General features: G+C 67.8%; 28 protein-coding genes. 9 read left to right on the forward strand and 19 right to left on the reverse strand.

The features are described 5' to 3' along the window. Window positions 1-96: 96 nt before the first annotated feature. The 4 genes from GXW71_RS26920 to GXW71_RS26935 form a co-directional block, all read right to left on the reverse strand. The gene (locus tag GXW71_RS26920) at window positions 97-1,719 is read right to left on the reverse strand and encodes a thiamine pyrophosphate-binding protein (RefSeq protein ID WP_211855794.1); all 1,623 of its coding nucleotides are present in this window, start codon (window positions 1,717-1,719) and stop codon (window positions 97-99) included. After that, window positions 1,716-2,717 (reverse strand): Bug family tripartite tricarboxylate transporter substrate binding protein, encoded by a 1,002-nt coding sequence (locus GXW71_RS26925; RefSeq protein WP_211855795.1) that lies wholly within the window; start codon window positions 2,715-2,717, stop codon window positions 1,716-1,718. Before GXW71_RS26925 ends, GXW71_RS26920 begins: the two co-directional genes overlap by 4 nt. 3 nt (window positions 2,718-2,720) lie before the next feature. Then, window positions 2,721-3,662 (reverse strand): TauD/TfdA dioxygenase family protein, encoded by a 942-nt coding sequence (locus tag GXW71_RS26930; protein ID WP_211855796.1) that lies wholly within the window; start codon window positions 3,660-3,662, stop codon window positions 2,721-2,723. A 131-nt stretch (window positions 3,663-3,793) separates the two neighbouring features. Continuing rightward, entirely contained in the window at window positions 3,794-4,390 is a 597-nt protein-coding gene (locus GXW71_RS26935) for a TetR/AcrR family transcriptional regulator (protein ID WP_367617378.1), read from the reverse strand. A 134-nt stretch (window positions 4,391-4,524) separates the two neighbouring features. On the opposite strand from GXW71_RS26935, the gene GXW71_RS26940 reads away from it, so the two are divergent. Continuing rightward, entirely contained in the window at window positions 4,525-4,923 is a 399-nt protein-coding gene (locus GXW71_RS26940; RefSeq protein WP_211855797.1) for a RidA family protein, read from the forward strand. 123 nt (window positions 4,924-5,046) lie between these two features. On the opposite strand, the gene GXW71_RS26945 is transcribed toward GXW71_RS26940, so the two are convergent. Beyond that, on the reverse strand, window positions 5,047-5,709 hold the full coding sequence (locus tag GXW71_RS26945) for a peroxiredoxin (protein ID WP_211855798.1): 663 nt from the start codon (window positions 5,707-5,709) through the stop codon (window positions 5,047-5,049). Window positions 5,710-6,250: 541 nt separating this feature from the next. Beyond that, window positions 6,251-6,718 (reverse strand): RidA family protein, encoded by a 468-nt coding sequence (locus GXW71_RS26950; RefSeq protein ID WP_211855799.1) that lies wholly within the window; start codon window positions 6,716-6,718, stop codon window positions 6,251-6,253. A gap of 136 nt (window positions 6,719-6,854) precedes the next feature. On the opposite strand from GXW71_RS26950, the gene GXW71_RS26955 reads away from it, so the two are divergent. Then, on the forward strand, window positions 6,855-7,403 hold the full coding sequence (locus GXW71_RS26955; protein WP_211855800.1) for a hypothetical protein: 549 nt from the start codon (window positions 6,855-6,857) through the stop codon (window positions 7,401-7,403). An 84-nt stretch (window positions 7,404-7,487) separates the two neighbouring features. On the opposite strand, the gene sthA is transcribed toward GXW71_RS26955, so the two are convergent. The 3 genes from sthA to GXW71_RS26970 all read right to left on the reverse strand — a co-directional run bounded on the left by sthA (window position 7,488) and on the right by GXW71_RS26970 (window position 10,777). Then, a complete protein-coding gene (sthA, locus tag GXW71_RS26960; protein WP_211855801.1) occupies window positions 7,488-8,948 on the reverse strand; it encodes a Si-specific NAD(P)(+) transhydrogenase in 1,461 nt (486 codons plus the stop codon). Window positions 8,949-9,098: 150 nt separating this feature from the next. After that, window positions 9,099-9,851, reverse strand: a complete 753-nt coding sequence (map, locus tag GXW71_RS26965; protein ID WP_211855802.1) for a type I methionyl aminopeptidase — start codon at window positions 9,849-9,851, stop codon at window positions 9,099-9,101. 185 nt (window positions 9,852-10,036) lie between these two features. Further along, on the reverse strand, window positions 10,037-10,777 hold the full coding sequence (locus tag GXW71_RS26970; protein ID WP_211855803.1) for an SDR family NAD(P)-dependent oxidoreductase: 741 nt from the start codon (window positions 10,775-10,777) through the stop codon (window positions 10,037-10,039). Window positions 10,778-10,950: 173 nt separating this feature from the next. Between GXW71_RS26970 and GXW71_RS26975 the strand changes: the two genes are divergently transcribed. The 5 genes from GXW71_RS26975 to GXW71_RS26995 all read left to right on the forward strand — a co-directional run bounded on the left by GXW71_RS26975 (window position 10,951) and on the right by GXW71_RS26995 (window position 13,372). Next, entirely contained in the window at window positions 10,951-11,514 is a 564-nt protein-coding gene (locus GXW71_RS26975) for a TetR/AcrR family transcriptional regulator (protein ID WP_246526923.1), read from the forward strand. A 99-nt stretch (window positions 11,515-11,613) separates the two neighbouring features. Next, entirely contained in the window at window positions 11,614-11,952 is a 339-nt protein-coding gene (locus GXW71_RS26980) for a Lin0512 family protein (RefSeq protein ID WP_211855805.1), read from the forward strand. 13 nt (window positions 11,953-11,965) lie between these two features. Next, on the forward strand, window positions 11,966-12,313 hold the full coding sequence (locus GXW71_RS26985) for a Lin0512 family protein (RefSeq protein WP_211855806.1): 348 nt from the start codon (window positions 11,966-11,968) through the stop codon (window positions 12,311-12,313). Between the two features lie 250 nt (window positions 12,314-12,563). Next, the gene (locus GXW71_RS26990; protein WP_211855807.1) at window positions 12,564-12,788 is read left to right on the forward strand and encodes a hypothetical protein; all 225 of its coding nucleotides are present in this window, start codon (window positions 12,564-12,566) and stop codon (window positions 12,786-12,788) included. After that, window positions 12,788-13,372: an MBL fold metallo-hydrolase gene (locus tag GXW71_RS26995; protein WP_367617379.1), complete on the forward strand. Its 585-nt coding sequence runs from the start codon at window positions 12,788-12,790 to the stop codon at window positions 13,370-13,372. The genes GXW71_RS26990 and GXW71_RS26995 overlap by 1 nt, the downstream gene beginning before the upstream one ends. Window positions 13,373-13,607: 235 nt before the next feature. Here GXW71_RS26995 and GXW71_RS27000 read toward each other — a convergent pair whose 3' ends face one another. The 6 genes from GXW71_RS27000 to GXW71_RS27025 form a co-directional block, all read right to left on the reverse strand. Continuing rightward, window positions 13,608-14,153: a carboxymuconolactone decarboxylase family protein gene (locus GXW71_RS27000; protein ID WP_211855808.1), complete on the reverse strand. Its 546-nt coding sequence runs from the start codon at window positions 14,151-14,153 to the stop codon at window positions 13,608-13,610. A 34-nt stretch (window positions 14,154-14,187) separates the two neighbouring features. After that, on the reverse strand, window positions 14,188-14,805 hold the full coding sequence (locus GXW71_RS27005) for a nitroreductase family protein (protein ID WP_211855809.1): 618 nt from the start codon (window positions 14,803-14,805) through the stop codon (window positions 14,188-14,190). Between the two features lie 200 nt (window positions 14,806-15,005). Beyond that, complete coding sequence (locus tag GXW71_RS27010; RefSeq protein ID WP_211855810.1) at window positions 15,006-15,923, reverse strand: NADP-dependent oxidoreductase; 918 nt, start codon at window positions 15,921-15,923, stop codon at window positions 15,006-15,008. 220 nt (window positions 15,924-16,143) lie between these two features. Beyond that, window positions 16,144-17,109: a helix-turn-helix transcriptional regulator gene (locus tag GXW71_RS27015; RefSeq protein ID WP_211855811.1), complete on the reverse strand. Its 966-nt coding sequence runs from the start codon at window positions 17,107-17,109 to the stop codon at window positions 16,144-16,146. Then, complete coding sequence (locus tag GXW71_RS27020; protein WP_246526924.1) at window positions 17,106-17,822, reverse strand: HD domain-containing protein; 717 nt, start codon at window positions 17,820-17,822, stop codon at window positions 17,106-17,108. The genes GXW71_RS27015 and GXW71_RS27020 overlap by 4 nt, the downstream gene beginning before the upstream one ends. A 48-nt stretch (window positions 17,823-17,870) precedes the next feature. Further along, window positions 17,871-18,326 carry a carboxymuconolactone decarboxylase family protein gene (locus GXW71_RS27025; protein WP_211855812.1) on the reverse strand — a complete coding sequence of 152 codons (456 nt, stop codon included), beginning with the start codon at window positions 18,324-18,326 and terminating at the stop codon, window positions 17,871-17,873. Window positions 18,327-18,459: 133 nt separating this feature from the next. Between GXW71_RS27025 and pdxR the strand changes: the two genes are divergently transcribed. Further along, window positions 18,460-19,890 (forward strand): MocR-like pyridoxine biosynthesis transcription factor PdxR, encoded by a 1,431-nt coding sequence (pdxR, locus tag GXW71_RS27030; protein WP_246526925.1) that lies wholly within the window; start codon window positions 18,460-18,462, stop codon window positions 19,888-19,890. 28 nt (window positions 19,891-19,918) lie between these two features. Here the strand turns inward: pdxR and GXW71_RS27035 are convergent, their stop codons facing one another. From GXW71_RS27035 to GXW71_RS27050, 4 genes are all read right to left on the reverse strand, one after another. Continuing rightward, complete coding sequence (locus GXW71_RS27035; protein WP_211855813.1) at window positions 19,919-20,071, reverse strand: hypothetical protein; 153 nt, start codon at window positions 20,069-20,071, stop codon at window positions 19,919-19,921. 183 nt (window positions 20,072-20,254) lie between these two features. Further along, window positions 20,255-21,829, reverse strand: coding sequence for an inorganic phosphate transporter (locus GXW71_RS27040; protein ID WP_211855814.1), 1,575 nt, complete (start codon window positions 21,827-21,829; stop codon window positions 20,255-20,257). 110 nt (window positions 21,830-21,939) lie between these two features. Continuing rightward, window positions 21,940-22,494: an NUDIX hydrolase gene (locus tag GXW71_RS27045; protein ID WP_211855815.1), complete on the reverse strand. Its 555-nt coding sequence runs from the start codon at window positions 22,492-22,494 to the stop codon at window positions 21,940-21,942. Window positions 22,495-22,615: 121 nt separating this feature from the next. Continuing rightward, window positions 22,616-23,074 (reverse strand): NUDIX hydrolase, encoded by a 459-nt coding sequence (locus GXW71_RS27050; RefSeq protein WP_211855816.1) that lies wholly within the window; start codon window positions 23,072-23,074, stop codon window positions 22,616-22,618. Between the two features lie 301 nt (window positions 23,075-23,375). Between GXW71_RS27050 and GXW71_RS27055 the strand changes: the two genes are divergently transcribed. Then, window positions 23,376-24,344 (forward strand): SulP family inorganic anion transporter, encoded by a 969-nt coding sequence (locus tag GXW71_RS27055; RefSeq protein WP_211855817.1) that lies wholly within the window; start codon window positions 23,376-23,378, stop codon window positions 24,342-24,344. Window positions 24,345-24,346 lie beyond the last annotated feature (2 nt).

Below are 24,346 nucleotides of genomic sequence, written 5' to 3' on the forward strand. Positions count from 1 at the left end.
CGAAACTGCCGATGATGTCAGTGGAGACGTCAAGGGTGCGAAGCGATCGTAACGTGCTGCGGGGTTGATAGCTCCTGAGCCTGGTATGAAGGGGCCTCAGCCGCGCAGCGCGCGCAGCACCGCATGATAGGCTTCCCGGTCGACAGCGACGTCCACCACCACCGGGCGTTCCGCCTGGAAGGCATCCCGCATCGCGGCTGCCAACTGGTCCGGCGCCTCCACCCGGATGCCGGCGCAGCCGAAGCCGCGCGCGACGGCGGCGAAATCCGCGGGCGCGTAGTCCATGCCGCGCGGCGGCAACTGCCGCCGCCGCTGCTTCACCTCGATCATCGACATCGCCGCGTCGTTGAACACCACGACGACCAGCTTCCGGCAGCCGGCCTGCACGGCGGTGCCGAGTTCCGCCACGCACATCATCAGGCCGCCATCGCCGGTGAAGGCGATGACCGGCCGGTCCGGCTCCGCCAGCGCCGAGGCGATCGCCGAAGGCAGCGCGCCGCCCATGGTGGCGAGGCCCCGCGAAATCAGCACATCGCGCGGCCGCGCGGCCTGCCACAGCGCCATCACCGGCAGCATATGCGCCCCCGCATCCACGGCGATGCGCGTGCCCTCCGGCGCCGCCGCCGCGGCTTCCTCGACGATGCGATGCGGCGCGATGCCGCGCGTCGGGCCACCGGAGCGGGCGGCCGCGCGCATCGCCTCGCGCGCCGCCGCGATCTCACCCGCTCTCCATCCGCCCGGCGCGACGGCACCAGCGAGCACCGCCGCGCTCAGGGCCAGGTCGCCGACCAACGTCGCCGCCGGCGCCAGGAAAGGTCGCGCGAAGGCATGGGTGCTCAGCAGCACGACCGGCACAGGGTAGCGCCAGGGCTGCGGCAGGAACTCGATCGGGTCGCCGCCGAACAGCAGGATCGCATCGGCGCTGCGCAGCAGCGGGTCCTCCGCCGCGCCTGAGATGAAGGGTCCGACCGCCAGCGGATCGGCATCCGGGAAAGCGCCCTTGGCCTTGTAGGTGGCAAGCACCGGGCAGGCCCAGGCCCTGGCGAGGTCGCGGAGCGCCGCGGCGGCGCCCGCCTCGGCAGCCTGCAGCCCGGCGATGATCACGGGTCGCCGGCTCGCGCGCAGCACCGCCTCCGCGGCCGCGACATCGATCGCAGGTGGGGGTGCCGCCCTGGTGGGCGAGGCGCCGCGCGCTACGTCGCTTCCAGGCGGCGCCGGCGCGCGGATGCGCCCGCCGATCAGCTCGATATAGACCGGGCCTTGCGGCGGCTCGGCGGCGATCGCGATCAGCCGGTCGATCTCCGCGGCCGGATCAGGTCCCTCCAGCGCGCTTTCCGCCTTGACCAGGGGGCGCATCAGCGCCGCCTGGTCGAAGCGCTGGTGGCTGGCATGGCCGGCGTCGGGCTCGTGTCCGTCGGCCAGCACGAGCAGCGGCGCCCGGTCCAGCGACGCATAGGCAATGCCGTTCACCGCATTCGCGAGGCCTGGCCCGCGCGTGGTCATGAGCACGCCTGGCGCGCCCGTCAGCTCCGCGGTGACCGAGGCCATGATCGCCGCCGCGGTCTCGGTGCGCGTGACGACGAAGTCGATGCCGAAACCCGCCGCCGCCTCGATCAGGTCGAGGCTGCAATCCCCGCCCGGCACCCCGAAGAAGCGCCGCACGCCATGCGCAGCCAGGCGCTCCGCGAGCACCTCCGCGACGGTTCGCGTCCTGCTCATTCCGCCCTGATCCCCGCTTCGCGCGTAACCTGTGCCCAGCGGGCGATCTCGCCGCGCATATAGGCCCCGAACTCTTCCGGCGTGCCGGTGGTCACCTCGGCCCCCTGGCTCGCCAGCCGTGCGACCATCTCCGGCTCGCGTATGATGCGGTTGAGCTCCGCATTCAGCCGCGCGACGATCGGCGCTGGCACGCCGCGTGGTGCTACGATGCCGAGCCAGCCCGTCACGTCGTAGCCCGGCAAGCCCGCCTCCGCGACGGTCGGGATCGTGGGCGCGGCGGCCAGGCGCTGCGGGCCGCTGACCGCCAGCGCGCGTACGCGGCCATCCGCGACCTGCGGCAAGGTCACCAGCGGGTCGCTGAAGGCGGCGACGAGGTTGCCGGCGATCAGGTCGCTCAGCGCCGGCGCCGCGCCGCGATAGGGCACGTGCTCCATCTCGAGCCCGGCCATGCGCGCGAAGACCACCATGGCGAGGTGCGGCGATCCGCCATTGCCGGGCGAGCCATAGGTCGCACGGCCCGGCCGCTCGCGCGTCTGCAGGATGAACTCCTGCATCGTGCGCGCAGGATTCGAGGGATGCACGACGAGGATGTTGGAGAAGCGCACGAGCCGCGCCACCGGGTCAAAATCGCGAGCCGGGTCGTAGCCGGCATCGCGGTAGATGGAGACGTTCACAGCCATGACGCCGATCGTGCCCATCATCAGCGTGTAGCCGTCTGCCGGCGCGCGGGCAGCGGCGACGGCGGCGATATTGCCGTTCGCACCGGGCCGCGGGTCCACCACGACGGGCTGACCCCAGGCTTCGGTCAGCTTCTGTCCGACCTGCCGGGCCAGGATGTCCGAGGCGCCCCCCGCCGCGGTCGCGACGATCAGGCGGATGCTGCGGTCCGGATAGGTCGGCTGCGCCTGCACCGCCAGCGGTGCGAAACTCGCTGCGATGGCAAGGCCGAGCAGTCGGACGGCGCCGGATCGGCAACGCCGCGGCAAGGACTGTCGCATGGCTCAGACCGGCTGTTCGAGTGTCGGCGCGCTGTCGGAGAGCGTCACCCGCCTGAGGTCGCGGGGATAGACTTTGTCCTCATAGGGCCGCCCGCGATGCATGGTGCAGCGGTTGTCCCAGATGACGAGGTCGCCGACCGCCCAGCGATGGCTGTAGACGAACTGGCGCTGCGTCGCGAATTCGGTCAGCTCGCGGATCAGGGCCATCGCCTCGGGCGTCGGCCAGCCCTGGATGCGGCCGATATGGGCCGAGAGGTAGAGCGAGAGGCGCCCGGAGCCCTGGTGCCGCCGCACGAGGCGCTGCGGCACCGGTGTGCAGCGTGCGCGTTCCTCGGGCGTGAACTCGTCGAAGCCGAGCTGCGCGCGCGAGAAGATCAGGGAATGCTCGGTCACGAGGTCGCGGATCTCCGCCTGCTTCTTCGCGGGCAATGCGTCCCACGCGGCGCGCATGTCGGCGAACTCCGTCTCGCCGCCTTCCGGCGGGATCACCCGCGCATGCAGCATCGAGTATTGGGCAGGTGTCGGCTTGAAGCTGCTGTCGCTGTGCCATAGCAGGTTGCCGAGATTGTACATGCGCCGCCGGTCGTCGGCGGCCAGGATCCGGCCGTCGGCACCGAGGTTGGAGATATCGTTGACGCGATTGTCGGAGAGGCGCCGGCGCCCCTGATCCACCAGCGTCGGCACTGCCTCGACCTCGCCGAAATGGCGACCGAAGGTTAGTTGCTGGTCGTCCTCGAAGCGCTGCCCCGGGAAGACGAGCACGGCGTAGCGGTCCATCGCCTTCCCGATCGCGGCGACCTCCGCCGGGGTCAGCGGGCCGCTCAGGTCCAGCCCCTCCGCGCGCGCAGCGAAGACCGGGTGGAGCGGGGTGATGCGGAGTGCGGTGTCCGATGCGGCGCCGCGATGCGCGGCAAGGCCGGCCTTGTCGGCCAGATCGTTGGGCATTGTTTTCCTCCCTCATGCCCTGCGTCGCGGGATGGCCGCAGCAGCGCTTGGTATCGGTAACATGACGCTAGCCCGAGCAGTTGCGGGGCGCAAGGGACCCCCTCCACTCGTCTTGCCGGAATGGCCTGCCGTCAGCCCTCGGTCTGCAGCAAGCCGGCCGCGAGATGCCGGAAGGCCTCGATGGCCTTGGCGAGGACGGCGCGAGGATCCTCGGCCGCGGCAATCCAGAGCGCGGCGTTGAGCGCTGCGCCATTGAGCAGCCGGGCGGCCGCTTCGGCATCCACCGGCCTGACCGTTCCTTGATCGATGAGCGCCTGGATCGTCTGCGTCGTCGTGCTCAGGCAGGCGCTCTGGTTGGGCCATTGCGAGGGATCGCCGAGCACGGCCGGCCCGTCCAGCAGCATGATGCGCTGGATCTCCGGCTCCAGGGCCATCTCGATATAGGCGATGGTTTCGTCGAGGAGCCCGAGCCATGGGGTCTCTGCGCGATCGCGCACTAGGCGCAGCCGGGCCAGCATTTCCGTGTCGATCTGGTCGATCACGGCCTGCAGCAGGCCCTTCTTGTCGCCGAAATTGTGGTAGAGCGCGCCCCGCGTCAGGCCGGCCTCGGCGGTCAGGTCGTCCATGGACGCCGCCGCGTAGCCCTTCTCCGCGAAGGCTTTCCGGGCGGCGCGGATGAGCTTGGCCCGGGTCTCCTCCATCATCTGCGCGCGTCGTCCGGCGGCCACGGCCCTCTCCCCCTGCAAACGCATACGTCGCGTATGTGAGTTGACATACGGCGCGTATGCGGCAATGTGCCGGCATACGGGGCGTATATCAACACCCGCCCCCCGACGGCGACATGCAGAAGGGACCGAAGCCGATGGCCAAACGCGATGCGATCTTCCCTGCCGGCCAGCAGGCGCTCTACGAGATCAACCGCTACTCCGCGGCGATCCGCTCGGGCGATCTTCTCTTCGTCTCGGGCCAGGTCGGCAGCCGCGAAGACGGCTCACCCGAGCCGGTCTTCGAAAAGCAGGTCCAGCTCGCCTTCGACAATCTCACGGCCGTGCTGAAGGCCGCCGGCTGCACCTTCGACGACGTCGTCGACGTGACCAGCTTCCACACCGACCCGCGCACGCAGTGGGAGGCGGTCACTGCCGCGCGGCTGAAGGTGATCGGCGACCCGCCCTACCCGAACTGGACCGCGGTCGGCGTGAACTGGCTGGCGGGCTTCGATTTCGAGATCAAGGTCATCGCGCGCATCCCGAAGCCTGCCTGATGATGGGGCAGCTCAGGCGAGCGCGTCGCCGATCGTCCTCGGCGGAACGCTCGCCGGTCCAGGGTGGCCGCCGGACCTGGCCAGGCGCGGCTTGAATCGCCCGGCCAGGTCGATCGCATGACCTCAGTCGCGCGGCTGGGCGACCACGCGGAGATAGGGCTTCAGGGTCTTCCAGCCGTCCGGGTATTTCGCCGCGGCGGCTTCATCGGAGACCGCGGGCGGGATGATGACGTCCTCGCCCGGCCGCCAGTTCACCGGCGTCGCCACCGTGTGCTTCGCCGAAAGCTGGCAGGAATCCAGCAGCCGCAGCACCTCATCGAAATTGCGGCCGGTGGTCATGGGATAGGTCAGCATCGCCTTGATCTTCTTGTCAGGGCCGATGACGAAGACCGAACGCACCGTCGCGTTGTCCGCCGCGGTGCGGCCTTCGGAGGTGGTGCCCGCGCCCTCGGGCAGCATGTCGTAGGCCGTCGCCACCTTCAGCTCGGTATCGCCGATCATCGGGTAGTTCGGGGCGTGGCCCTGGGTCTCCTCGATGTCCTTCGCCCATTTGGCGTGGTTGGTCACGGGATCGACGCTGAGGCCGATGATCTTGGTGTTGCGGCGATCGAATTCCGGCTTGAGCCGAGCCATGTAGCCGAGCTCGGTGGTGCAGACCGGGGTGAAGTCCTTCGGGTGCGAGAACAGGATGGCCCAGCCATCGCCGATCCACTGGTGGAAATCGATCGACCCCTCGGTGGTCTCGGCGGTGAAGTTCGGCGCCGTGGCATTGATGCGCAGTGACATGGCCTTCTTCCTCTCTGTGCCCGGGACGGTCGCGGCGCCTTGCAGGCATCGCCGATCCGCCGGGCGGTTTCGCATGCGCGTGGGGACAGCCTCTTCGGCGCCCGGCGCTTGAGCGCTTCTGGAAAACAGTGCCGGGTGCGAACCATGCCATCCTGGCATGAAGGACGGTGCCGGGTCCCGGCGAAGGCGATGGCGCCCCCACAACCGTTCGGCGATGGCGTCCGATGGTCCCTCGCCAGGCGCCGACCCGAGTCCGGCCGGAAACGCAGCCCCGGCGGCTTTCTGCTCTGGCGTCATGGCGAGGCCCGCACGCGGGCATCCCTTCTCCCGGGCACCCTCGCCCACCGCCAGAGCATCCCAGCTTTCCAGCGGGAAAATAAGGCGCCTCCGCTGGAAAGATGAGGACAGCCGGGGAGAGGATGAGCAGCAGCCAATCGACCCCCCCCGCCCGTGCCGAGGCCGGCGTGCGCTCGCGCCACCTTGGCGGGCTCGAGCTCGGTACCGATGAGGATGTCCCCCTCGACACCGCTTTCCGCCGGGCTCAGCCCAGGATTCGGAAGATCGCCTCGATCTCCACGGGTATCCGGCTCGGCAGCGAGGCGAAGCCGACGGCCGATCGCGCATGCTTGCCGTTCTCGCCAAGCACCGCGACGAACAGGTCCGAGCAGCCGTTGATGACCTTCGGATGATCCTCGAAATCCGGATCGGCATTCACCATGCCGAGCACCTTGATCGCCTTCAGCTTCGACAGCCCGCCCGCCCCCTCGGCCGCCGCGGCCAGCAGCCCGAGGCCGACCAGGCGCGCGCTGGCATAGGCGTCCTCGATGCTCATCTCGCTCGGCACCTTGCCGCGCGGGCGCGGCCCATCCACAACGCGCGGCCCCTGGCCGGAGGTCCAGAGCATGTTGCCCTCCACCCGATAGGGCACATAGGTGCCGATCGGCTTCGGCACCGGCGGCAGGGTCAGGCCCAGCGCGGCCAGGCGCTGTTCGGGGGTCTCGCTCGGCATCGCATTTGCTCCCTAGGTTGATGCGCCATGCGACACGCGCTTCGGCGTTTCGGCAATAGCACGCATGTGAGGTCGCGGTTCGGGGCCGGATGGCCGAAGCTCCGGCGCCCATGGATCAGAGACGGGGGAACCAGATATGCTCACGCCGCCTTTTGAGGAATGGCTCGGGACACTGGCGCCATCGGAGCGTCAGAGGGCGCTGGAACTCCTGGACAAGTTCAACGCTCTGGCGGCCAGGGATGCGGAGCTCTGGGTCCGGTCGGAGATCTCCGAGGACATCCCTCAGTTCGCCCGCTACCTGGTCCTCCGCAGCCTCTGGCCCGACCATATCGATCCCTGGGCGCACAACGCCGGGACCTGGATCGGGCACGCCATCAAGGCAGCCGACAGCCAGCCGGATGGCGACTTCGCCGAGGCCGGCCGGGCGCTGGGCAGAGCGATCTCGGCGGGCGTCTCCATGGCGGATCTCGGCGCCATCGCGCGCATGGTCGCCTTCGAGACGGCCTTCGGCGTCCTGAACCATATCGACGAGGGCCACGACCCCGCCGCGGGCGCCAATGCGCCGGGCTGGCGGCTTGTCGAAACCGACGCGGATGGCGCCACGACCGGAAGGCCGGTCGTCGGCTTGCACGAGGACATCCTCTCGATGGCGCCGCCCGGGCCGGGTGCCGCAGGCCAGGCATGACAGAGGACATCGCACGCGCGCACCGACACTCGGTCCGGCATCGGGGACATCGCCCGTGATGTTGAGGCCGAGCCCGCGGCCGCATCAGCCTTCGATGGCGTCGCCCGTCAGCTCGGCCGTTTCCGGCAGCACCGCCGGAACGTCGGCCTCCGGCTCCCGGCGCGGCGTCATGCGGTTCCAGGCATCGAGCGCCGCGATCTTGTAGGCCTCGGCGAGCGTCGGATAGTTGAAGGTGTTGTCGATGAAGTAGTCGAGCGTGCCGCCCAGGTTCAGCACGGCCTGGCCGATATGCACGAGCTCCGTCGCGCCCTCCCCCACGATATGCACGCCCAGCAGGCGACGCGTCTCGATCGCGAAGATCATCTTCAGCAGGCCGCCATTGATCCCCATGATGTGGCCGCGCGATGTCTCACGGAACCGCGCGATCCCGCACTCATAGGGCGTGCCCGCCTTGCGCACCTCCTCCTCGCTCATGCCGACGGTGGAGATCTCGGGCACGGAGTAGATGCCATAGGGGAAGAAGGACGGCGCCGCCGGCAGCGGGTTGTCGCAGGCGTGGCAGGCGGCGATGCGCCCCTGCTCCATCGACATGGACGCCAGGCTCGGGAAGCCGATGACGTCGCCGGTGGCGTAGATATGCGGCACCGCGGTCTGGAAGGTCTTGGGATCGACGGTCAGGCGGCCACGCTCGTCAGCGGCGAGGCCTGCGGCGGCGAGGTTGAGCCTGTCGGTGGCGCCGACCCTGCCCGCGGCGAAGAGGAGCATTTCGGACCGGACGCGCCGGCCGCCGTCGAGGATCGCCACCGGTTGCCCATTCTCGAACTGGATGGATTGGACCTTCGAGCCCAGGCGAAAGCTCAAGCCGCGATCGCGGAGCTGGTGGACGAAGTCATCGACCAGCTCGCGGTCGATGAAGTCCAGGAAGCTGGTGCGCGGTTCCACCAAGGTGACGCGCACATCGAGTGCCGAGAAGATCGTCGCGTATTCGACGCCGATCACGCCGGCGCCGACCACCGTCAGGGAGCGCGGCACGGATTTGAGTTCGACGAGCTCGTCGCTGTCGACGACGGTCTCGCCGTTGAAGGGGATGTGGGGCGGGCGCAGCGGCAGCGTGCCGACGGCGATGACCACGCGGGACGCCTCGATCACCCGGGTCTCGTCCGCCTCCATCTGCACCTCGATGCGGTGCGGATCCAGGAAGGTGGCGAGGCCGCGCAGCACATGCACCCGGTTGCGGGCGAACTGGTGGTCCAGCGTCTCGACCTCATGCTCCAGCGTCTTGTGCAGGCGGGCCATGAGATCGCCGGCTTCGATATCCCGCTTCACGCGATAGGCCAGGCCGTAGAACCCCCGCTCCCGCCAGCCGGTCAGGTTCAGGACGGTTTCCCGCAGGGTTTTCGACGGGATGGTGCCGGTGTGGACGGACACCCCGCCGACACGCCGGCCCTTCTCGATCACCAGGACGGAGCGCCCGAATTTGGAGGCCTGCACCGCCGCCCGCCGCCCGGACGGGCCGCTGCCGATGACCACGACGTCGTATTGCATTCAGAAGCCCGTCTCTTTTGCGCTCGCCGCAACTAGGCAGTCCGCGCCGCTGGGCTTGTCAAGCTTCCCGCCGCCTGCAATGCGCCGCGTCACGGAAGTTTCGTGGTCTGGCTACGGTGGCGAGAAGACAGCGCCCGGCCGCTTGCGTCCCTAATGTCCCGGCATGGTGAGGATCAGCGGTCCGCTGCGCGTGGCGACGACGGTGTGTTCGTATTGGACCGTGAGGGCTCTTGGATGGCTGTAGAGGGTCCAGGGGTCGTCACCATCCTCGGCGAACTCAGCGCCGAGGGACAGGAAGGGTTCGACGGTGAACACCAGCCCGTCTCCCATGATCCGGCGCTCGGAAGCATCGGGCCAGGTCGCGATCCCGATCGGCTCCTCGTGCAGCGACAAGCCCACGCCGTGGCTGGCGAGATTGCGCACCAGCGTGTAGCCATGTTTTCGCGCGAAGGCGCCCACGGCCCGGCCGATGCCTGCCAGCGGCTTGCCGGCGCCGACCTGGCGCAATCCTGCCCACATTGCCCGGCGCCCGTCCCCGCAAAGCCGCTTCACCGCGCGCGTCACGGGCGGCACCGCGAAGGACGCCCCGGTGTCGGCGAAGTAGCCGTCCTTCTCCGCGGAGACGTCGATATTGACCAGGTCACCCGGCCTGATCCTGCGGACGCCCGGGATGCCGTGCGCGATCTCCTCATTGACGCTGATGCAGGTCGCTCCGGGAAAGGCGTAGACCAACTCCGGCGCCGAACGGGCCCCGGTGGCTTCCATGAATTCCCGCCCGATCCGATCGAGTTCGAGCGTGGTCATGCCGGGCTCGATGGCGTTGCCCATCACCTCCAGCGTGTCGGCAACGATGCGCCCGATCTGCTTCAACCTCGTCAGGTCGTCGTCGTTCGACACCGTCATGTCGTTTCCTTTCGCAAAGCCGGAGGAGGCTTCAACCGGACGGTTCTGCCAGTTTCAGGGAACCAGGCGAAGCCATTGACGCGGCGACGCCGGCCACCGGCGGAAAGACCATGTTGACGCCGCGCGAAGGGCGAAGAGACCAACATCGGCCGGTCCCTCCGCCGCCGCCATTCCCAAACGGGCTCTCAGGTGTTCAGGCCGCCATCCACGGTGAGGATGGTGCCGGTGATGTGCCGCGCCGCAGGGCTCGCGAGGAAGGCCACGGCCGCCGCCACGTCCTGCGGCTCCCCATACCGTCCAAGCGGCATCAGGGCGCGCTGGAAATCGGAAGACTCGCCGTCAGCCGGGTTCATATCCGTGTTGGTCGATCCCGGCTGGACCAGGTTCACGGTGATGTCCCGGGATCCGAGCTCGCGGGCGAGGCCACGCGTGAAGGAATGCAGCGCGGATTTCGTCATGTAGTAGACCGTGCCGGTGTCGCCGACGATGCGTTCGGCGCCGGCCGAGCCGATGCTGATGACGCGGCCGCCTGCCTTGAGATGGGGAATGGCGGCCTGCGCGGTGAGCACGGGCCCGCGCACATTGACGGCCAGCAACGCATCGATGTCAGCGACGCTGACCTCGGCGATCGCGTCGTAGAGCACGATGCCGGCATTGTTGACGAGGATGTCGAGACCGCCGAGCGCCTCGGCGGCCCCATCGACCGAGCGCCTGACCGCAACGGGGTCGGCGCTGTCGGCCTGGATGGCGATCGCCTTGCGGCCCTTCCCTTCGATCGCCCGGACGACCTCGGCGGCGCGATCGGCCGAGCGCTCATAGGTGATGGCGACGTCCGCGCCCTTGTCGGCCAGCGCCAATGCGATGGCGGCGCCGATGCCGCGCGAAGCGCCGGTGACGAGCGCGCGCTTTCCAGCCAGTTCGGTCATGTCTGTTTCCCAATTCTGTAGTGATCGATGCAAATTAGCTAGGGAGCTTGCCGGGGCCTGTCAATGGATTTATATAGTGATCGATGCAGAAATCGGAACAGGGGCAGGGAGCCAGGGAAGCGGCGGCCACCCGCGGTCGCGGCAGGCCGCGCGCCTTCGACCGGGAGGTTGCCTTGGCGCGCGCGACCCGCCTCTTCTGGGTCAAGGGTTACGAGGCGACGTCGATCGCCGACCTCACGGAGGCGATGGGGATCGGGGCACCCAGCCTTTATGCCGCCTTCGGCTCCAAGGAAGCGCTCTATGCCGAGGCGCTGCGCCACTACCGCGAGACCAATGAGGGGCTGGTCTGGGCGGGATTCTTTGCTGCCCGCACGGCCCGCGCAGCGGTGCTGTCGCTGCTCATGGATTCCGCCGCGGCCCTGACCGGCTGCGTGGTGGCGGACAATCCCCTCGGCTGCATGGTCGCGCTCTCCTCGGTCGGCAGCGAGGGCCATGCGGAGCTCGGCGCGCTGGTGCGGACGGCCCGCGCGGTCACGCTCGAGCGCCTCGAGGCGCGGCTGAACCGCGCGATCGCCGAAGGCGAGATCCCCGCTGCGACCGATGTCCACGGGCTCGCGCGCTTCGTGCAGACCGTGCAGAGCGGCATGTCGATCCTCGCCCGCGACGGGGCGCGCCGCGCCGAGCTGGAAGCCGTCGCCGACGTCGCGATGCTCGGATGGGATGCGCGCACGGCCTGACCGCGCAAGGCAGCGCGTGGACATGGTGCAGGAAGGCGCATTAGCTTCGCGTCAGGCCAGCCATGGGTGGCCGAAGAGGCAGGGTCCAAGGAAGCGGTCATGGCGCTCAAGCGCATGGTGCTCGAAATCGGCATGGGCACCGATATCAGGGGCGCGGATTATACCAAGGCAGCGGTGCGCGCCTTGCGCGACGCGCTCTGGCACAATTCTCTCTCGATCGGCGCCGCCGTCGGCCAGCCCGCGGATGCGATGCAGGTCGAGGTTCTGATCGGGGTGCCGAAGCCGGACCAGGTCGACAAGGCGGAGGTGCTGGCGATCCTGCCGCATGGCACGGGCAGCGTGACCGTGGTCGAAGGCGGACTCGAAATCCCCAATGAGGAAGGGACGGGTTCGACTGTCATCGCCAATTGCTGCGCGATCGTGCGGCTCGACGTCTAGGGAGCGCCGGACCATGGCTTTGAAGCGGATCATCCTGGAGATGGGCAGCGGCAACGACCTGCATGGCGGCGACTACACCAAGGCGGCGCTGCGCGCCGTGCAGGACGCGCTGCACCATTCCTCGCTGGCTTTCATCCGCAGCCTCGGCCTCGACATCAGGACCATGCAGGTGGAGGTCACGATCGGTGTGCAGCAGCCGGACAAGGTCGATATCGAGGCCGTCAGCAAATCCCTGCCCTACGGTATCGTCACCGCCAGGGCGGTGAAGGGCGGGCTGGATGTGCCGGAAGAAGGGAAGCACGACAGGGCGGTGATCGCCTCCGCCGCCATTGCGGTCCGCTTCGATCTTCCTTCACCATAGCGGGCACGGCGGCGGCCGACCGGCCTGTGACGGCTGCTCCGATGGCACGCATGGTACCCGTCTGCCGAGGTTTGGCCGAACGCGAATGGGCGGCGTTCGGGTGACCGATGCGTCGAAGCTGACGGCTACTGTTCGATCGATCTGTCGCGCCCGTCCGGGCGTCGTGCGCCGATGGCCTCCCGTGGCGGCGATGGACAGATGGCAGGCACTTCCGACAGGCTGAAAGCTCGCCTAGGCGGAGGAGACACTCATGCAGAGGATCCGGTCCGGCAGCAATTTCGCCAGCTATGCGCTCGGCGGGCTGACCATCGTGGCGCTCCGCGACGGCCATGTGGACATGCCGCCCAGCCGGCTGCGCCGGCCGGGCGACCGGCCCTTCGGCGCTGACTTGCCCGAAGGGTCAGGCTGGTCGGCGGGCGGCTGCGGCTTTCCGTCAAGGCCTTCCTGGTCATCGGGGAAGGCCGGCACATCCTGATCGACACTGGCGCCGCGAATGCCTGGGAGCCGAGCATGGGCCTGCTACCCGAGGCGCTCGCCGAAGCGGGGGTGGTGCGGGAGGCGATCGACACCGTCGCTGTCACGCACACCCATCTCGACCATGTCGCCGGGCTGGTGGCGGCGGATGGATCGGACGCCTTCCCGAAGCTCCGGCACCTCTACGTCCCGCAGGCGGAAGTCGCGCTGTTCCGCCGGGATGAACGGCTGGGGCGCTTCCACGCGCGCTGCCAGGGTTTTGGTGACGGCTTCGCCCTGAGCGACAGCGTCACCGCCATCGCGGCCCATGGCCATGAGGTGGGGCACAGCGCCTTCGTGGTCGCGAGCGGCGGGGAGGCGCTGCTGATCTGGGGCGATGTCGTGCATGTGCCTTCGATCCAGTGCGCCCGGCCGGAGCTCACCTGGGAATTCGACGACGACCAGGCGGCGGCGCGCGCGACCCGCCTGCGGATGCTGGAACGATCGGCGCGGCCGGACGTCTTCGTCGCGGGCGCGCATCTCGACTTCCCCGGCCTCGGCAGCGTCACGCGCGTGGGCGAGGGCTACGACTTCACACCGGCCTAGCGACCGCCTCGATGGGGCGGCCGGAAGACGGTCGGGCCCGAACAGGAACGCTGCCTTCCGACCCATCCCTGTCCGTCGGTCAAACGGGGACGCCGGCTGGTCAGCGTGTAGTGGCCGATTGCGGACCGTCAGCTACCAAGCTGACGGTCCGCAACAGCTGCCATTAACCGCCGGCGCGCGGCGTCGCCGCTCAGGTGCATCCGAGCAGCCAGCTGAACCACCCCGGTTGGCGACCTCAGATCGAACCAGCCGGCGTAACGGCGGGAAAGTCCTTCTCGGGATCGAACACGTTATTGAAAAAGTTCGTCAGGGAGTACATCGCCACCAGCGCGACGATCTCCATGACGTTCGCATCCGTGTAGCCGGCATCGCGGACGGCTTTCAGATCGGCGTCGCCGACATTGCCGCGGGCCTCGATGACTTTCCGCGCGAACTGGACCGCGGCGTCCCGCTTTGGGTCGGTGGCATGACCCTTCCGGGCGAGAATGATGTCATCGGCCGGCAGCTTGGCCATATGCTCGGCCGTGAAGCTGTGAACCGTCAGGCAGTAGTTGCAGCCATTCACTTCGGAGACAGCGAGGCCGATGCTGTCCCGCGTCTTCACGTCGAGCGCCTTGCTCAAGGAGCCGAGCAGGGCGGCCCATGCGTTGAACGCGATCGGGCTCTGCGCGAAGGCCGCCATCATATTCGGGGTGAACCCGATGGTCTTGGTGAAGGTATCGAGGGTCGGCTTCGAAGCCGCTGGCACCTGTTCAGGCTTCAGAGCTGCAGTTCTTGGCATCGTATTCTCCGAAAGTTCCTGGTTTTACTGATAATCAGACGAGATTCAGCACCTCGACCACCGGACGGCGCGGCTTCTGCGCCCAGTTTCCCGGACGCTCCGGCCCGACGGACAACAGCATGACCGGCACTTCGTCCTCGGCCAGCGCGAACTCGCGATGCACCGCTTCGGCGTCGAAGCCGATCATCGGCGTCGAACCCAGGCCCAGCGAGCGGGCCGCATAGATCATCGCTGTCGCGCCGATGGCGGCGCTGCGTACTGCCTCGTCGCGCTGGCGCTGCGGGTGCTCGAAATACAGACCGCGTGCGGGGATTTCCCAATCCGGCACCATCTTCGCCGGCATGATGCCGGCTTCCACCAGCGGTGCCAGGCGCTCCGGTATGACGCTGGAATCGGCCAACTGTCCGCAGACGATGAAGGTCACGGCTGCTTCGGTGATCGGGGGCTGATTCCAGGCGATCGGGCGCAGCCGGGCCTTGGCCTCCGGCGTGCGCACGGCGATGAAGCGCCAGTTCTGCAAGTGGAAGGATGTCGGTGCGGTGGTGGCGATCCGAACCAGCTCGCGGATGTGGTCGTCACTCAAGGTGGCGGCAGGGTCGTAATACTTGGCGGCGCTGCGGCTCAGAATACATTCGATGACGGCGTTGGTCATGGTGCTTCCTTTGGTGAAGGGACAGTTGAAGGACAAGAGGGCTTTCGCTGTCTTCGCCGGAAATGCCGCAGGGATGGAGCCCGCTCGACATCTCGCCAGGGGCAATGGGTGATTTCCCGGATTGCCCCGCGCGTCCGACAGGACTCAGCCGGCCGATCTGGACAGCGCCGGCCGGCCGCGTGCATCGAGGCGCATGTCGCTCACGAGCGAACGCGGATGATCGTCTTCCCCGGGCGTCGCTCGGTCGGGTTGAAGGCGGCGACGGCATCGTCGAGGGGCGAGACGGTGCCGATGTTCGTCCGCAGTCGTCCGTCCCGCACCCGTTGGACGATCTCACCGAGCTGGGCGCGATCGGACTCGACAACGAAGTCGATCGCCAAGCCGTCGGCGGGCCGCGTCTCCGACGGTCCCACGATGGACACCAGGATTCCTCCTGCTCGAACCAGGCGCGCGGACCGCTTCCCGATATCCCCACCGATGAGATCGAACACCAGATCGACCTGGCCAACGTCTTCGAGGGGCTCCTTGTCGAGGTCGACGAACTCGTTCGCACCGAAGTCGAGCGCCTTCTGACGGTCGGCGGCGCGCCCGGTGCCGATGACGTAGCCGCCGAACTCACGTGCGAGTTGCGTCACCATCGACCCGACCGCGCCGGCCGCGCCATGCGCGATCACGCGCTGTCCCGCCTGAAGGCGGCCGTGCACGATCAGTCCCTGCCACGCGGTCAGGCCCGAGATCGGCAGGCTCGCGCCCACCGTGAAGTCGACATCGCCCGGGAGTGGCGCGAGGTTGCGCGCCTCGACGGCCGCGTACTCCGCCAGGGTGCCGTCGCGTGACCAGTCCGTGAGGCCGAACACCCGCTGTCCCACCGACAGCCCAGTTGTCCCGTAGCCCAGGGCGGTGACCACGCCGGCCAGCTCATGCCCGGGGATCGACGGTGTTCGGTCGCGGTTGAGGCGATCGGTCCAGGTCGAAGGCCAACCGAGCTCGGTGTTGACGAAACCCGACGCATGAACCTGAACGACGACGTCGTTTATCGATGGCCGCGGCTCGGACCGCTCCACCAGCTTCATCCCGGCCGTTCCCGCGGCCTGGTCCGTCACAGCGATCGCCTTCATCGTCTACCTGCCTGTGTGTGGTAGGTCGTCATCTTCCGAATTCCTTCGCAGACGCGCGAAAATACGAAGGTGCTGGCGCGATGGAACCCGCGTCGGGCTTCCCTGGACGAACGGACACGCATTCCGGAATCCTGAGCTGGCCAGTGCCGAGGATCAGTGCGCCAGGCGTGCGCGAATCTGGCTAAGGACGGGAGAGATGCCTCGGAACGCGGTGTCTGGCTCAAGCGCCCTTGTCACCCTCACCGTTTTTCGCGCTCTGCCGGTACTCGCTGGGATCAACGTCGTAGGCTTTGCGGAATGCGCGCACGAAGCTTGAGCGGCTCTCATATCCCGCGTTGTGAGCCACAACATCGACGGGCGTCGCAGTCGTCGTCAGATCGAGCGCGGCCTGCCGCATCCTGAGGTCGCGAAGGATGGCCATGGGCGACCGACCGAAGATGTCGGAGAAGCGGTCCATGAAGGCCGAACGGCTCAAGCTTGCGCTGCAGGCAAGACTCTGGACCGTGTGCGCAGCACCAGGGCGGGCGACCATGTCGGCAAAGGCGCGCGTGATCTGGCGGTCGGCGAGGATGGAGAAGCGGTCCGTCCAGCTCTGTGAGGATTTCAGCGAGCGCCGCACCAATGCAATGATGACTTGCTTCAAGAGCGAGGCCGTCATCGCACCCATGCCGACCTCTTGCGACAGGAGCTCATCCATGGCCTCGCGGAGCTTGCCATCAATCTTGTCCGACGGTTCGAATTGCTCGACGACCGGTTGGCGCAGGTCGCGAAACAGACCAACCGACTGACCGAAGGACGCGTTGAAGAAGCCGCAAATTTGCACGACCTCGGGCTTTTCGTTCGGAGCAGCGACGCGCAGGAGACCTTCTTCGTCGCGCTTCCAACAATCACGGTTGATCAGGCGGGTAGGACCGTCGTCGCCGTCGACCTCAATCGAAAAGGGCATATTCGGGGGAACAATGATGAGCAGGTGCGGCATCAACTGCATGTTCGGGCCGCGATTGATCGATATCCGCCCAGAACCCGCGAGGTTGTAGTGGATCGCGGGCGCATCAATCATTCCCATCTCGGCCCGGTGGCCGCGCGGAACAAGGATCTCTGTCAAGGCCACGACGTCGATCTCAAGCGCCCGCATGAGGCTGTTGAGTTCGGTGGTGGAGAGCTTCGAGGCAGAGGCGGCAATCATCGGATCGGTCCGCTCCTTCCGTCCGCTTCCGGCCGGCGATTTGGCCCCGTCGCGCAACCCGCATGCGTGCAGCCCCGCCACTTGGAACCCAGGATGACGCTGCACATGTCCGCCCGCCGGAAGCCCGGATCCTTGAACGCCAGGAAGTCGTCGTTGAAAGTCCCGAAGGTGCTGTCCGGGCGGTGCTTCAGACCCTGGTAGAAGGCGTCGATGATCCCGTGCTCGAAATCGGCTTCCCGGGGAAAGGCGGCGATGACGGCCTGGCGCTGGGCGTCGGTGAACTGGTCATAGCCGCGGCCGGCCACATCCATGCCCGCCCCCGCCTGCAGCAGGGCGATCTCGGGCCGCATGAATTCCGGTATGCCGGGCGTGGTGTGCAGCGCGACCGCGTTCCACACCGTCTCGACGTCATGTTCGGAAACGCCCTGCCCGCGCAGGAAATCACGCGCCGCATTCGCGCCATCCACTTCGAAGCGCAGATGGCTGTCGCCGTAGCGCGCGGTGATGCCGATGTCGTGGAACAGGGCCGCGGTGTAGAGCAGCTCCGGGTCGAAGGTCAGTCCCCTGCCCCTCCCCGCCATGGCACCCCAGACATAGACCCGCACCGAATGATGGAAGAGCAGGTCGCTTTCCACGTCACGGATGAACTCCGAAGCCTCGCGCGCCAGCTTGCTGTCCGGGATCCTGACGCCGGCAATCTCGCTGATGATCATGGGCTGCCTCCAGCTCCTGCAGAATCCCAATGCCGCATGGCCTGACGCCTAGTTCTCGAGGACGGCCTGCGCCGTGTTGCGGAAGCTGATGGCCATGCGGTTGTAGGCGTTCATCACGCCGATCGCGATGGTGAGGTCGACGAGCTGCTTATCATCGAAGACCGCGCGCGCAGCCTCATAGGCATCCTCGGGAACACCGGTCTCGGCGACGCGCGTCACGCACTCGGCCCAGGCCAGCGCGGCGCGCTCCGTCTCGCTGAACAGGCTGCCGCCTTCCTGCCAGGCCTGGAGCAGCGCGATCTTCTCGACCTTCACCCCGCGCTTGATCAGCTCCCGCGTGTGCATGTCGAGGCAATAGGCGCAGTTGTTGATCTGGGAGACCCTGAGATAGACGAGGTCGACCAGCTCCCCGGGCAGGCCGCTCTGCGCGACATAGCCATAGACGCTGCCGAGCGCCTTGGCCCCATTGGGCGAGACCTGGTTGTAGTTGAGCCGCGTCGTCATTCTTCCCACTCCTTCGACCGTCGTGAACGGAAGCGGAGGGCGCCCTGCCGTCGTAGGCGATGGCGCAACCCGCCTTTCACCGCCCGAAAATGGCCGCTGCTGGGCCAGGAAAAAGGACCAAGAACACCGAGTAATGCTGTACCACGCGAGAATGGGCAGGCCGCTGAACCTGACACTCGACCGCGCGGCGAAGCTCCCCTTGGCGGAGCAGATCCGAAAGGCGATCGCCACCGCCATTGAAAGCGGGGTGCTGGAGCCGGGCGTCCGCCTGCCCTCCTGGCAGGATCTCGCTACCCAGCTCGGCGTTGCCCGCGGCACCGTGCGCGCCGCCTATGAAAAGCTGGCCGCGGCCCAGTTGATCGAGGCGTCGCGGGCCGCCGGGACGCGCGTCGCCCAGCGCCCCCGCGCCGCCGCCAGGAAGGAGGGGCCGCCGGATGCCGGCTCCTTCCTCGAAACCTATCAGGAGATGACGCAGGGGCCCGCTTTGTTCCAGATGGGCGTGCCGGCGGCCGAAACCTTCCCGGCGACCCTGCTCGCGCGCATCCGCGCCCAGGCGGTCCGAGCGGAGGCGAGTGCTCCCCCGCTCTATCCCGATCCCCGCGGGGAGCTCGAATTACGGCGGGAAATCGCGGGCTATCTCGCCGTCGCGCGCGGCATGGCCTGCGCGCCGTCGCAGGTCATCATCACCGGGGGATTCAGCGCGGGGCTCGGCCTGGCACTCAGCGTGCTCGGCTTAAGCGGCCAGACGGCGTGGGTCGAGAATCCCGGCTTCCCCTGGTCCAGGAAGGGGCTTGAGCTCGCGCGCCTGTCCCTCGCGCCCATCCCGGTCGATGCCGACGGCATCGTTATCAATCATGGCCTGTGCCACCATCCCGACGCGAAGCTCGTCGTCGTGACACCCGGCCAGCAGGCGCCCCTCGGTCCCACCTTGTCGCTCGAGCGGCGCCTTCGTCTGCTCGAATGGGCGGCCGCGACGCAGGCCTGGGTGATCGAGGATGATTATTTGAGCGAGCTGCAACTGGCGGGCAGGGCTGCGCCGGCGCTCGCCTCGCTCGACCGGGACGGGCGCGTCATCCATATCGGCTCCTTCAGCAAGACGGTCAGCCCGACCCTTCGGCTCGGCTTTCTGGTCGCGCCCGTCGGCCTCGTCGCGCGCTTTGCGGAGGCGGCGGCCTGCCTCGCGCCGCCGCCCGGCCCGGCGGTGCAGCGCGCGATCGCCGAATTCATGCAGCAGGGCCATTATCTGCGGCATCTCCGCCGCACCAAGCGCGCCTATGCCGCCAAGCGGCAGGTGCTGCTCGATTGCCTGCAGGAAGCCGCCGGCGCTGATCGGGTCGCGGCACCCGGCCTGGCCGTGCTGCTGCGATTACCGAAGGGGGTTTCGGACCTCGCCATCGCGCGCGAAGTCGCGGCCTTCGGCATGTCTCCGTCGCCGCTCTCGGCCTGGTACATGGCGCCCGATGGCGCAGGGTCCGGGCTGCTGCTGGGCGTCGCGACCGCGCCGACACGGAACCTCGCCCGCTGCTGCGAGCGGCTCTTCGAGACGATCCGGCGGTTCGGCTGAGCGGCCGGCGCGCGCCGGCCTACCCCCGCTACCCCGCCAGCGCCATCTCCTGCCAGCGCCGCGCCAGGTTCGGCAGCGGCCGGCGCCGCGATTGCAGCAGCCGCGCCTGCATCATGACCGCGGGACGGAAAGGCCGGGTCGCCATGCCCTCCGCCCCCGTCGGCGCGAAGCCGTCCAGCACCGCGATTCCCGCCCCCGCCCGCGCCAGCGCGCAGGCGATCGAGGATTGCGAGGCCTCGATCGCGATCCCGCTAGGCTGTCCGATCCGAGCGGAATCTGGCGCTTCAACGTCGTGACGGTGCTGGAGTGGGCTTCGAGAAAGTCAGGCGCTGCATGCGGAAATTGGCGCGCTATTCGGTCACCTTCAGAGGAAAATGCTGGAAAGGATGAGATAGATGACCGCAGAGAGCAGCGCGGACGCCGGCACGGTGACGACCCAGGCGGCGACGATGGTCAGGAAGTGGGAGCGGCGCACCAGCCGGCGTCGACGCACCTCGGCGAAGTTGGCTTCCGCCCTGCCCATGAAATCTTCCCGTCCGGTCTTCTTCCGCACGTATTCCAGCCGGCGTCTGGAGTGGCGTATGTACCATTCGCGGAAGAAGCCGACGCCGAAGACCGCGCCGACCGCCGTGTGGGTGGAACTGATCGGCAGGCCGAACTCGGTCGCGAGCAGCACAGTGACTGCCGTCGCAAGCGCGACGCAAAAGGCGCGCATGGGATTGAGGCGCGTGATCTCTTCGCCGACGACCCGGATCAGCAGCGGCCCGTAGAGCACGAGGCCCATCGAGATGCCGAGTGCGCCGATCAGCAGCACCCAGAAGGGCGCCCTCGCGCTCTCTGCCGATACGGCGCCGTTGACGGCGGAAACGATCGCCGACAGCGGCCCGATCGCGTTGGAAACGTCGTTTGCGCCGTGCGCAAAGGAAAGCAGCGCTGCCGAGAATATCAACGGCATGCGGAAGAGCTTGCGCAGCGACTGGTTGCGGTTGTCGAGCCCCTCCGACTGGCGGTGGATCCACGGCTTGCTCGACAGGTAGCAGAGGATGCCCGCCAACAGGCCGATCAGAAGACCGGTTGAGATCGAGATGTTGGCCACCTGGATGAGCGCGAAAACCGCCACATAGGCGGTGAAGGCACCCGCCGTCACACCCAGGACGATCGGCATCCAGCGCCGCGCGGCCTCGATCCTGTCCTCGCGATAGATGATGAATTCCTTGAGGAAGGCTAGGAAAGCCGCTGCGATGACACCACCAAGCAGCGGCGATACCGACCAGCTCGCCGTGATGCCAGCGAGCGTCCACCAGTTGATATGGGAAAGGTCAGTGGCGATCATGCCGGCGCCCACGATGCCGCCGATGATCGAGTGGGTGGTGGATACCGGAGCACGGGAATAGGTGGCGATGTTGATCCAGGCCGCGGAGGAGATCAGCGCGGCCATCATGAGCCATATCAGCGTCTGAGGATCGACGAGCGCGCCGTCGACGATACCGGCCTCGATCGTCAGCGTGACCTTCCGCCCCGCGCTCAAAGCGCCGGCGATTTCGAAGACGGCGGCGATCGCCAAGGCCGTCGCCATGGTCATCGCCTTCGCGCCGACCGCCGCGCCGACGTTGTTCGTCACGTCGTTGGCGCCGATGTTCATCGCCATGTAACCGGCGATCGCCGCCGCCGCGATGACGATGGCGGCCCCCCTTGAGCCGATCACATAGGATGCCGCGAACGCCATGCTGAGGAGGAGGAAGAGCAGCGCCAGACCGGGAGCAGACAGCTTGCGCATCGCGTGATGCGAGGCTTCCTCGGCAAGGCTGAGCTTGTCGAGGTCCTTGTCCAGGGTCAATTTTTCAAGGCGCGGCTTGGCCAGGGCGCGATCTCCAAAGCCCGATCGCCAGTAGCGGTGTGGTCGAGCGCATTCAAGGGGATTTGGGGTGTGGAGCAGCATGGCGCAGCGGCGCGCAGACATCGGCGCGAAGCACCCTGTCCGATGCAGCGGACGGCATCGTCTTCGCGCGCTGGTGGTCGCCGGCTGCGCCAGGCCGGCGCAACCGCGCCTCAGCCGGCCTGATCCGCCCCTGAAGGGGCGGGCCTGCGGCCGGCAAGCTGTCGGTCAGCCGTTTGCGCTCCAGGGCCGGGCGTCGCCGCCATCCGTTCGCCGAAGGTCAGGATAAGGGATTTCAGCGAGGGTTCGGCAACTCGGCTTGCCGCTTCCTTGCAGTCGGCCCATTCCAGACGCCGTGCGCCCTTTTCAGGGAAGTCCTCGCAGGCTCCATCGACCTCGAGCGCGTGCACCTGAACCTTGCAGGAGATGGCCAGGCCGTGGTGCGTGCGCTTCTGATAGACATAGGCGCCGATCGGGGCCTTCTGCGCCTCGCCTTGCACTCCAGCCTCTTCATAGGCCTCGCGTTCCGCGACCTCGTGGGCCCGCTTGCCTGGCATCGGCCAGCCCTTGGGAATGACCCAGCGGCCGGTATCGCGGCTGGTGATCAGGAGGATCTCCAGCGCACCCGTCTTCCTGCCGATCCGGTAGCACAGCGCCGCATACTGCATGCGCGCGGGGCGACGCAGCATCAGACGCAGATCAGCGGCCAACTGGCTCAGGAAGTTCAAGGGCATCTGACTCGGAGGACGCTCGCAAAGAAGACGAGAGGAGACAAATCGAATGTGGTGATCCGCTAATCCCAGGACAATCGGCCACTCGGACCCCGGTCCCTGATCGTGACCACCAATCCTAGGCGGCATCGCCATCATAGAGCGGATGGTGCTCCAGCCGCCCAATAATGCGGCCGAGCTCACCATTCGCCACCTCGCCGGCTGCGGCCCGCATCGGCATCCATTCGACCCGACGTGCGCCACTCTCGGGATAGTCGACCATGAGGCTCTGGACGAAGATCAGATGCACCGTCACGAGGTATGATTTCAGGCGTTGTTCCAGGCGGGGCACCTTGCGATACGAGAAGTGCCCGATCGCCGGCTCCAGCGCGATGCCCCGCACGCCTGCCTCTTCATACGCTTCTCTTTCTGCGACCTGTCGGACGGTCTCGCCGGGTTCCATATGGCCTTTGGGGATGCCCCAGAGTCCGGTGCTCCGGCTGGAAATCAGCAGAACTTCGCTTTCATCATGCTGGCCCTGTCTGCGGACACAAAGCGCTCCGGCCTGCAAGATCGGTCGCACCGGATTGTCGCCCATCCTTTCACGGTGAAGGATAGGTAAAGCAACCATCATACGTCCTTTTCGTGACAAATTTGACCGCATCGGTCATTCACGCGCGGCTTACTCCGCCATCTGGCGCGTCTGCAAGGCAGGATATGACAATTGAATGTCTATTCTCCTGCGAGAGAAGGTGCAACCGAACGCGCCATCGGCCGCACCAGAACCAGAACCCCGTGCATCGCCGACCGGGCCCATGACTGCGCCGAAAACGACGTGATGATCGACCACCAGCCGGATCGGATTTCGGGCGCGCGCCGGAGCAGCTCACGGAAGAGGCGTGGCGCCGCTGCGTGTCGAGGAGGAGAGCAGCTACGGCGTGCTGCGGACGCTCGGCCCGGTGCTGCGCATGTCGGCGACGCTGCTCGCCGCCGCTCTCGGTCTTCCCGTCCGGCGCGTGGCCCTGCCCGACGATCTGCTGGCGGCGCTCGAGATTCCGGGCGAGGCGCAATTCCTCGCCATGCTGGACAGCACTCTCCTGGTCTCCGCCGTCATGGTCGCCTTCGTCGCCAGCGCCGAGACCCTGCTCTCCGCCGCCGCGGTGGACCGCATGCATGATGGGCCGCGCGCGCAATACGACCGCGAGCTCGCGGCGCAGGGCGTCGGCAACATGCTTTGCGGTGCGCTCGGCGCCCTGCCGATGACGGGCGTCATCGTGCGGAGCTCGGCGAATGTGCAGGTCGGCGCCGTCTCGCGCCTCTCGGCGATCCTGCACGGGCTCTGGATCCTGCTGGCGCTGGTGCTGCTGCCCGGACTGCTGGAACTGGTGCCGACCGCGAGCCTGGCCGCGGTGCTGGTGCTCACCGGCGTCAAGCTCGTCGAGGTGAAGCGCCTGCACGCGCTCGCCGGCTACGGCACGGGCGCGGTCGTCACCTACGCCGTGACGCTCGCGACCATCGTCGCCACCGACCTGCTGGCGGGCGTGCTGGCCGGCATGGCCGTCTCGCTCGCTCTGCTCGCGTGGCGGATGAGCCAGCCCCGCCTGGAGATCGAGGAAGCGCCCGGCGAGGTGCGCGTCGCGCTTTCCGGCACCGCCACCTTCCTCTGCCTGCCGGCCCTGGAGCGCGCGCTGCGCCGCGTGCCCACCCATCATCCGGTGCGGCTCGACACCAGCGGCCTGCGCTACATCGATCATGCCTGCCTCGAGCTGCTGCAGGATTGGGCGCGGGGCATCGAACGCAGCACGGCCAGGCCGCCCGCCGTGGATTGGGACACCCTGGGAGCCCGTCCCTCCTTTGCCCCTGGCTAAGA

The organism is Plastoroseomonas hellenica, from assembly GCF_018129085.1.
Classification (GTDB): Bacteria; Pseudomonadota; Alphaproteobacteria; order Acetobacterales; family Acetobacteraceae; genus Plastoroseomonas; species Plastoroseomonas hellenica.

Bases quoted from the DNA above. Each gene is read 5' to 3' on its own strand.
- GXW71_RS26920 (WP_211855794.1), bottom strand. From the start codon at position 1,719: ATGAGCAGGACGCGAACCGTCGCGGAGGTGCTCGCGGAGCGCCTGGCT.
- GXW71_RS26925 (WP_211855795.1), bottom strand. From the start codon at position 2,717: ATGCGACAGTCCTTGCCGCGGCGTTGCCGATCCGGCGCCGTCCGACTG.
- GXW71_RS26930 (WP_211855796.1), bottom strand. From the start codon at position 3,662: ATGCCCAACGATCTGGCCGACAAGGCCGGCCTTGCCGCGCATCGCGGC.
- GXW71_RS26940 (WP_211855797.1), top strand. From the start codon at position 4,525: ATGGCCAAACGCGATGCGATCTTCCCTGCCGGCCAGCAGGCGCTCTAC.
- GXW71_RS26945 (WP_211855798.1), bottom strand. From the start codon at position 5,709: ATGTCACTGCGCATCAATGCCACGGCGCCGAACTTCACCGCCGAGACC.
- GXW71_RS26950 (WP_211855799.1), bottom strand. From the start codon at position 6,718: ATGCCGAGCGAGACCCCCGAACAGCGCCTGGCCGCGCTGGGCCTGACC.
- GXW71_RS26955 (WP_211855800.1), top strand. From the start codon at position 6,855: ATGCTCACGCCGCCTTTTGAGGAATGGCTCGGGACACTGGCGCCATCG.
- sthA (WP_211855801.1), bottom strand. From the start codon at position 8,948: ATGCAATACGACGTCGTGGTCATCGGCAGCGGCCCGTCCGGGCGGCGG.
- map (WP_211855802.1), bottom strand. From the start codon at position 9,851: ATGACGGTGTCGAACGACGACGACCTGACGAGGTTGAAGCAGATCGGG.
- GXW71_RS26970 (WP_211855803.1), bottom strand. From the start codon at position 10,777: ATGACCGAACTGGCTGGAAAGCGCGCGCTCGTCACCGGCGCTTCGCGC.
- GXW71_RS26980 (WP_211855805.1), top strand. From the start codon at position 11,614: ATGGCGCTCAAGCGCATGGTGCTCGAAATCGGCATGGGCACCGATATC.
- GXW71_RS26985 (WP_211855806.1), top strand. From the start codon at position 11,966: ATGGCTTTGAAGCGGATCATCCTGGAGATGGGCAGCGGCAACGACCTG.
- GXW71_RS26990 (WP_211855807.1), top strand. From the start codon at position 12,564: ATGCAGAGGATCCGGTCCGGCAGCAATTTCGCCAGCTATGCGCTCGGC.
- GXW71_RS27000 (WP_211855808.1), bottom strand. From the start codon at position 14,153: ATGCCAAGAACTGCAGCTCTGAAGCCTGAACAGGTGCCAGCGGCTTCG.
- GXW71_RS27005 (WP_211855809.1), bottom strand. From the start codon at position 14,805: ATGACCAACGCCGTCATCGAATGTATTCTGAGCCGCAGCGCCGCCAAG.
- GXW71_RS27010 (WP_211855810.1), bottom strand. From the start codon at position 15,923: ATGAAGGCGATCGCTGTGACGGACCAGGCCGCGGGAACGGCCGGGATG.
- GXW71_RS27015 (WP_211855811.1), bottom strand. From the start codon at position 17,109: ATGATTGCCGCCTCTGCCTCGAAGCTCTCCACCACCGAACTCAACAGC.
- GXW71_RS27020 (WP_246526924.1), bottom strand. From the start codon at position 17,822: ATGATCATCAGCGAGATTGCCGGCGTCAGGATCCCGGACAGCAAGCTG.
- GXW71_RS27025 (WP_211855812.1), bottom strand. From the start codon at position 18,326: ATGACGACGCGGCTCAACTACAACCAGGTCTCGCCCAATGGGGCCAAG.
- pdxR (WP_246526925.1), top strand. From the start codon at position 18,460: ATGCTGTACCACGCGAGAATGGGCAGGCCGCTGAACCTGACACTCGAC.
- GXW71_RS27040 (WP_211855814.1), bottom strand. From the start codon at position 21,829: ATGCTGCTCCACACCCCAAATCCCCTTGAATGCGCTCGACCACACCGC.
- GXW71_RS27050 (WP_211855816.1), bottom strand. From the start codon at position 23,074: ATGGGCGACAATCCGGTGCGACCGATCTTGCAGGCCGGAGCGCTTTGT.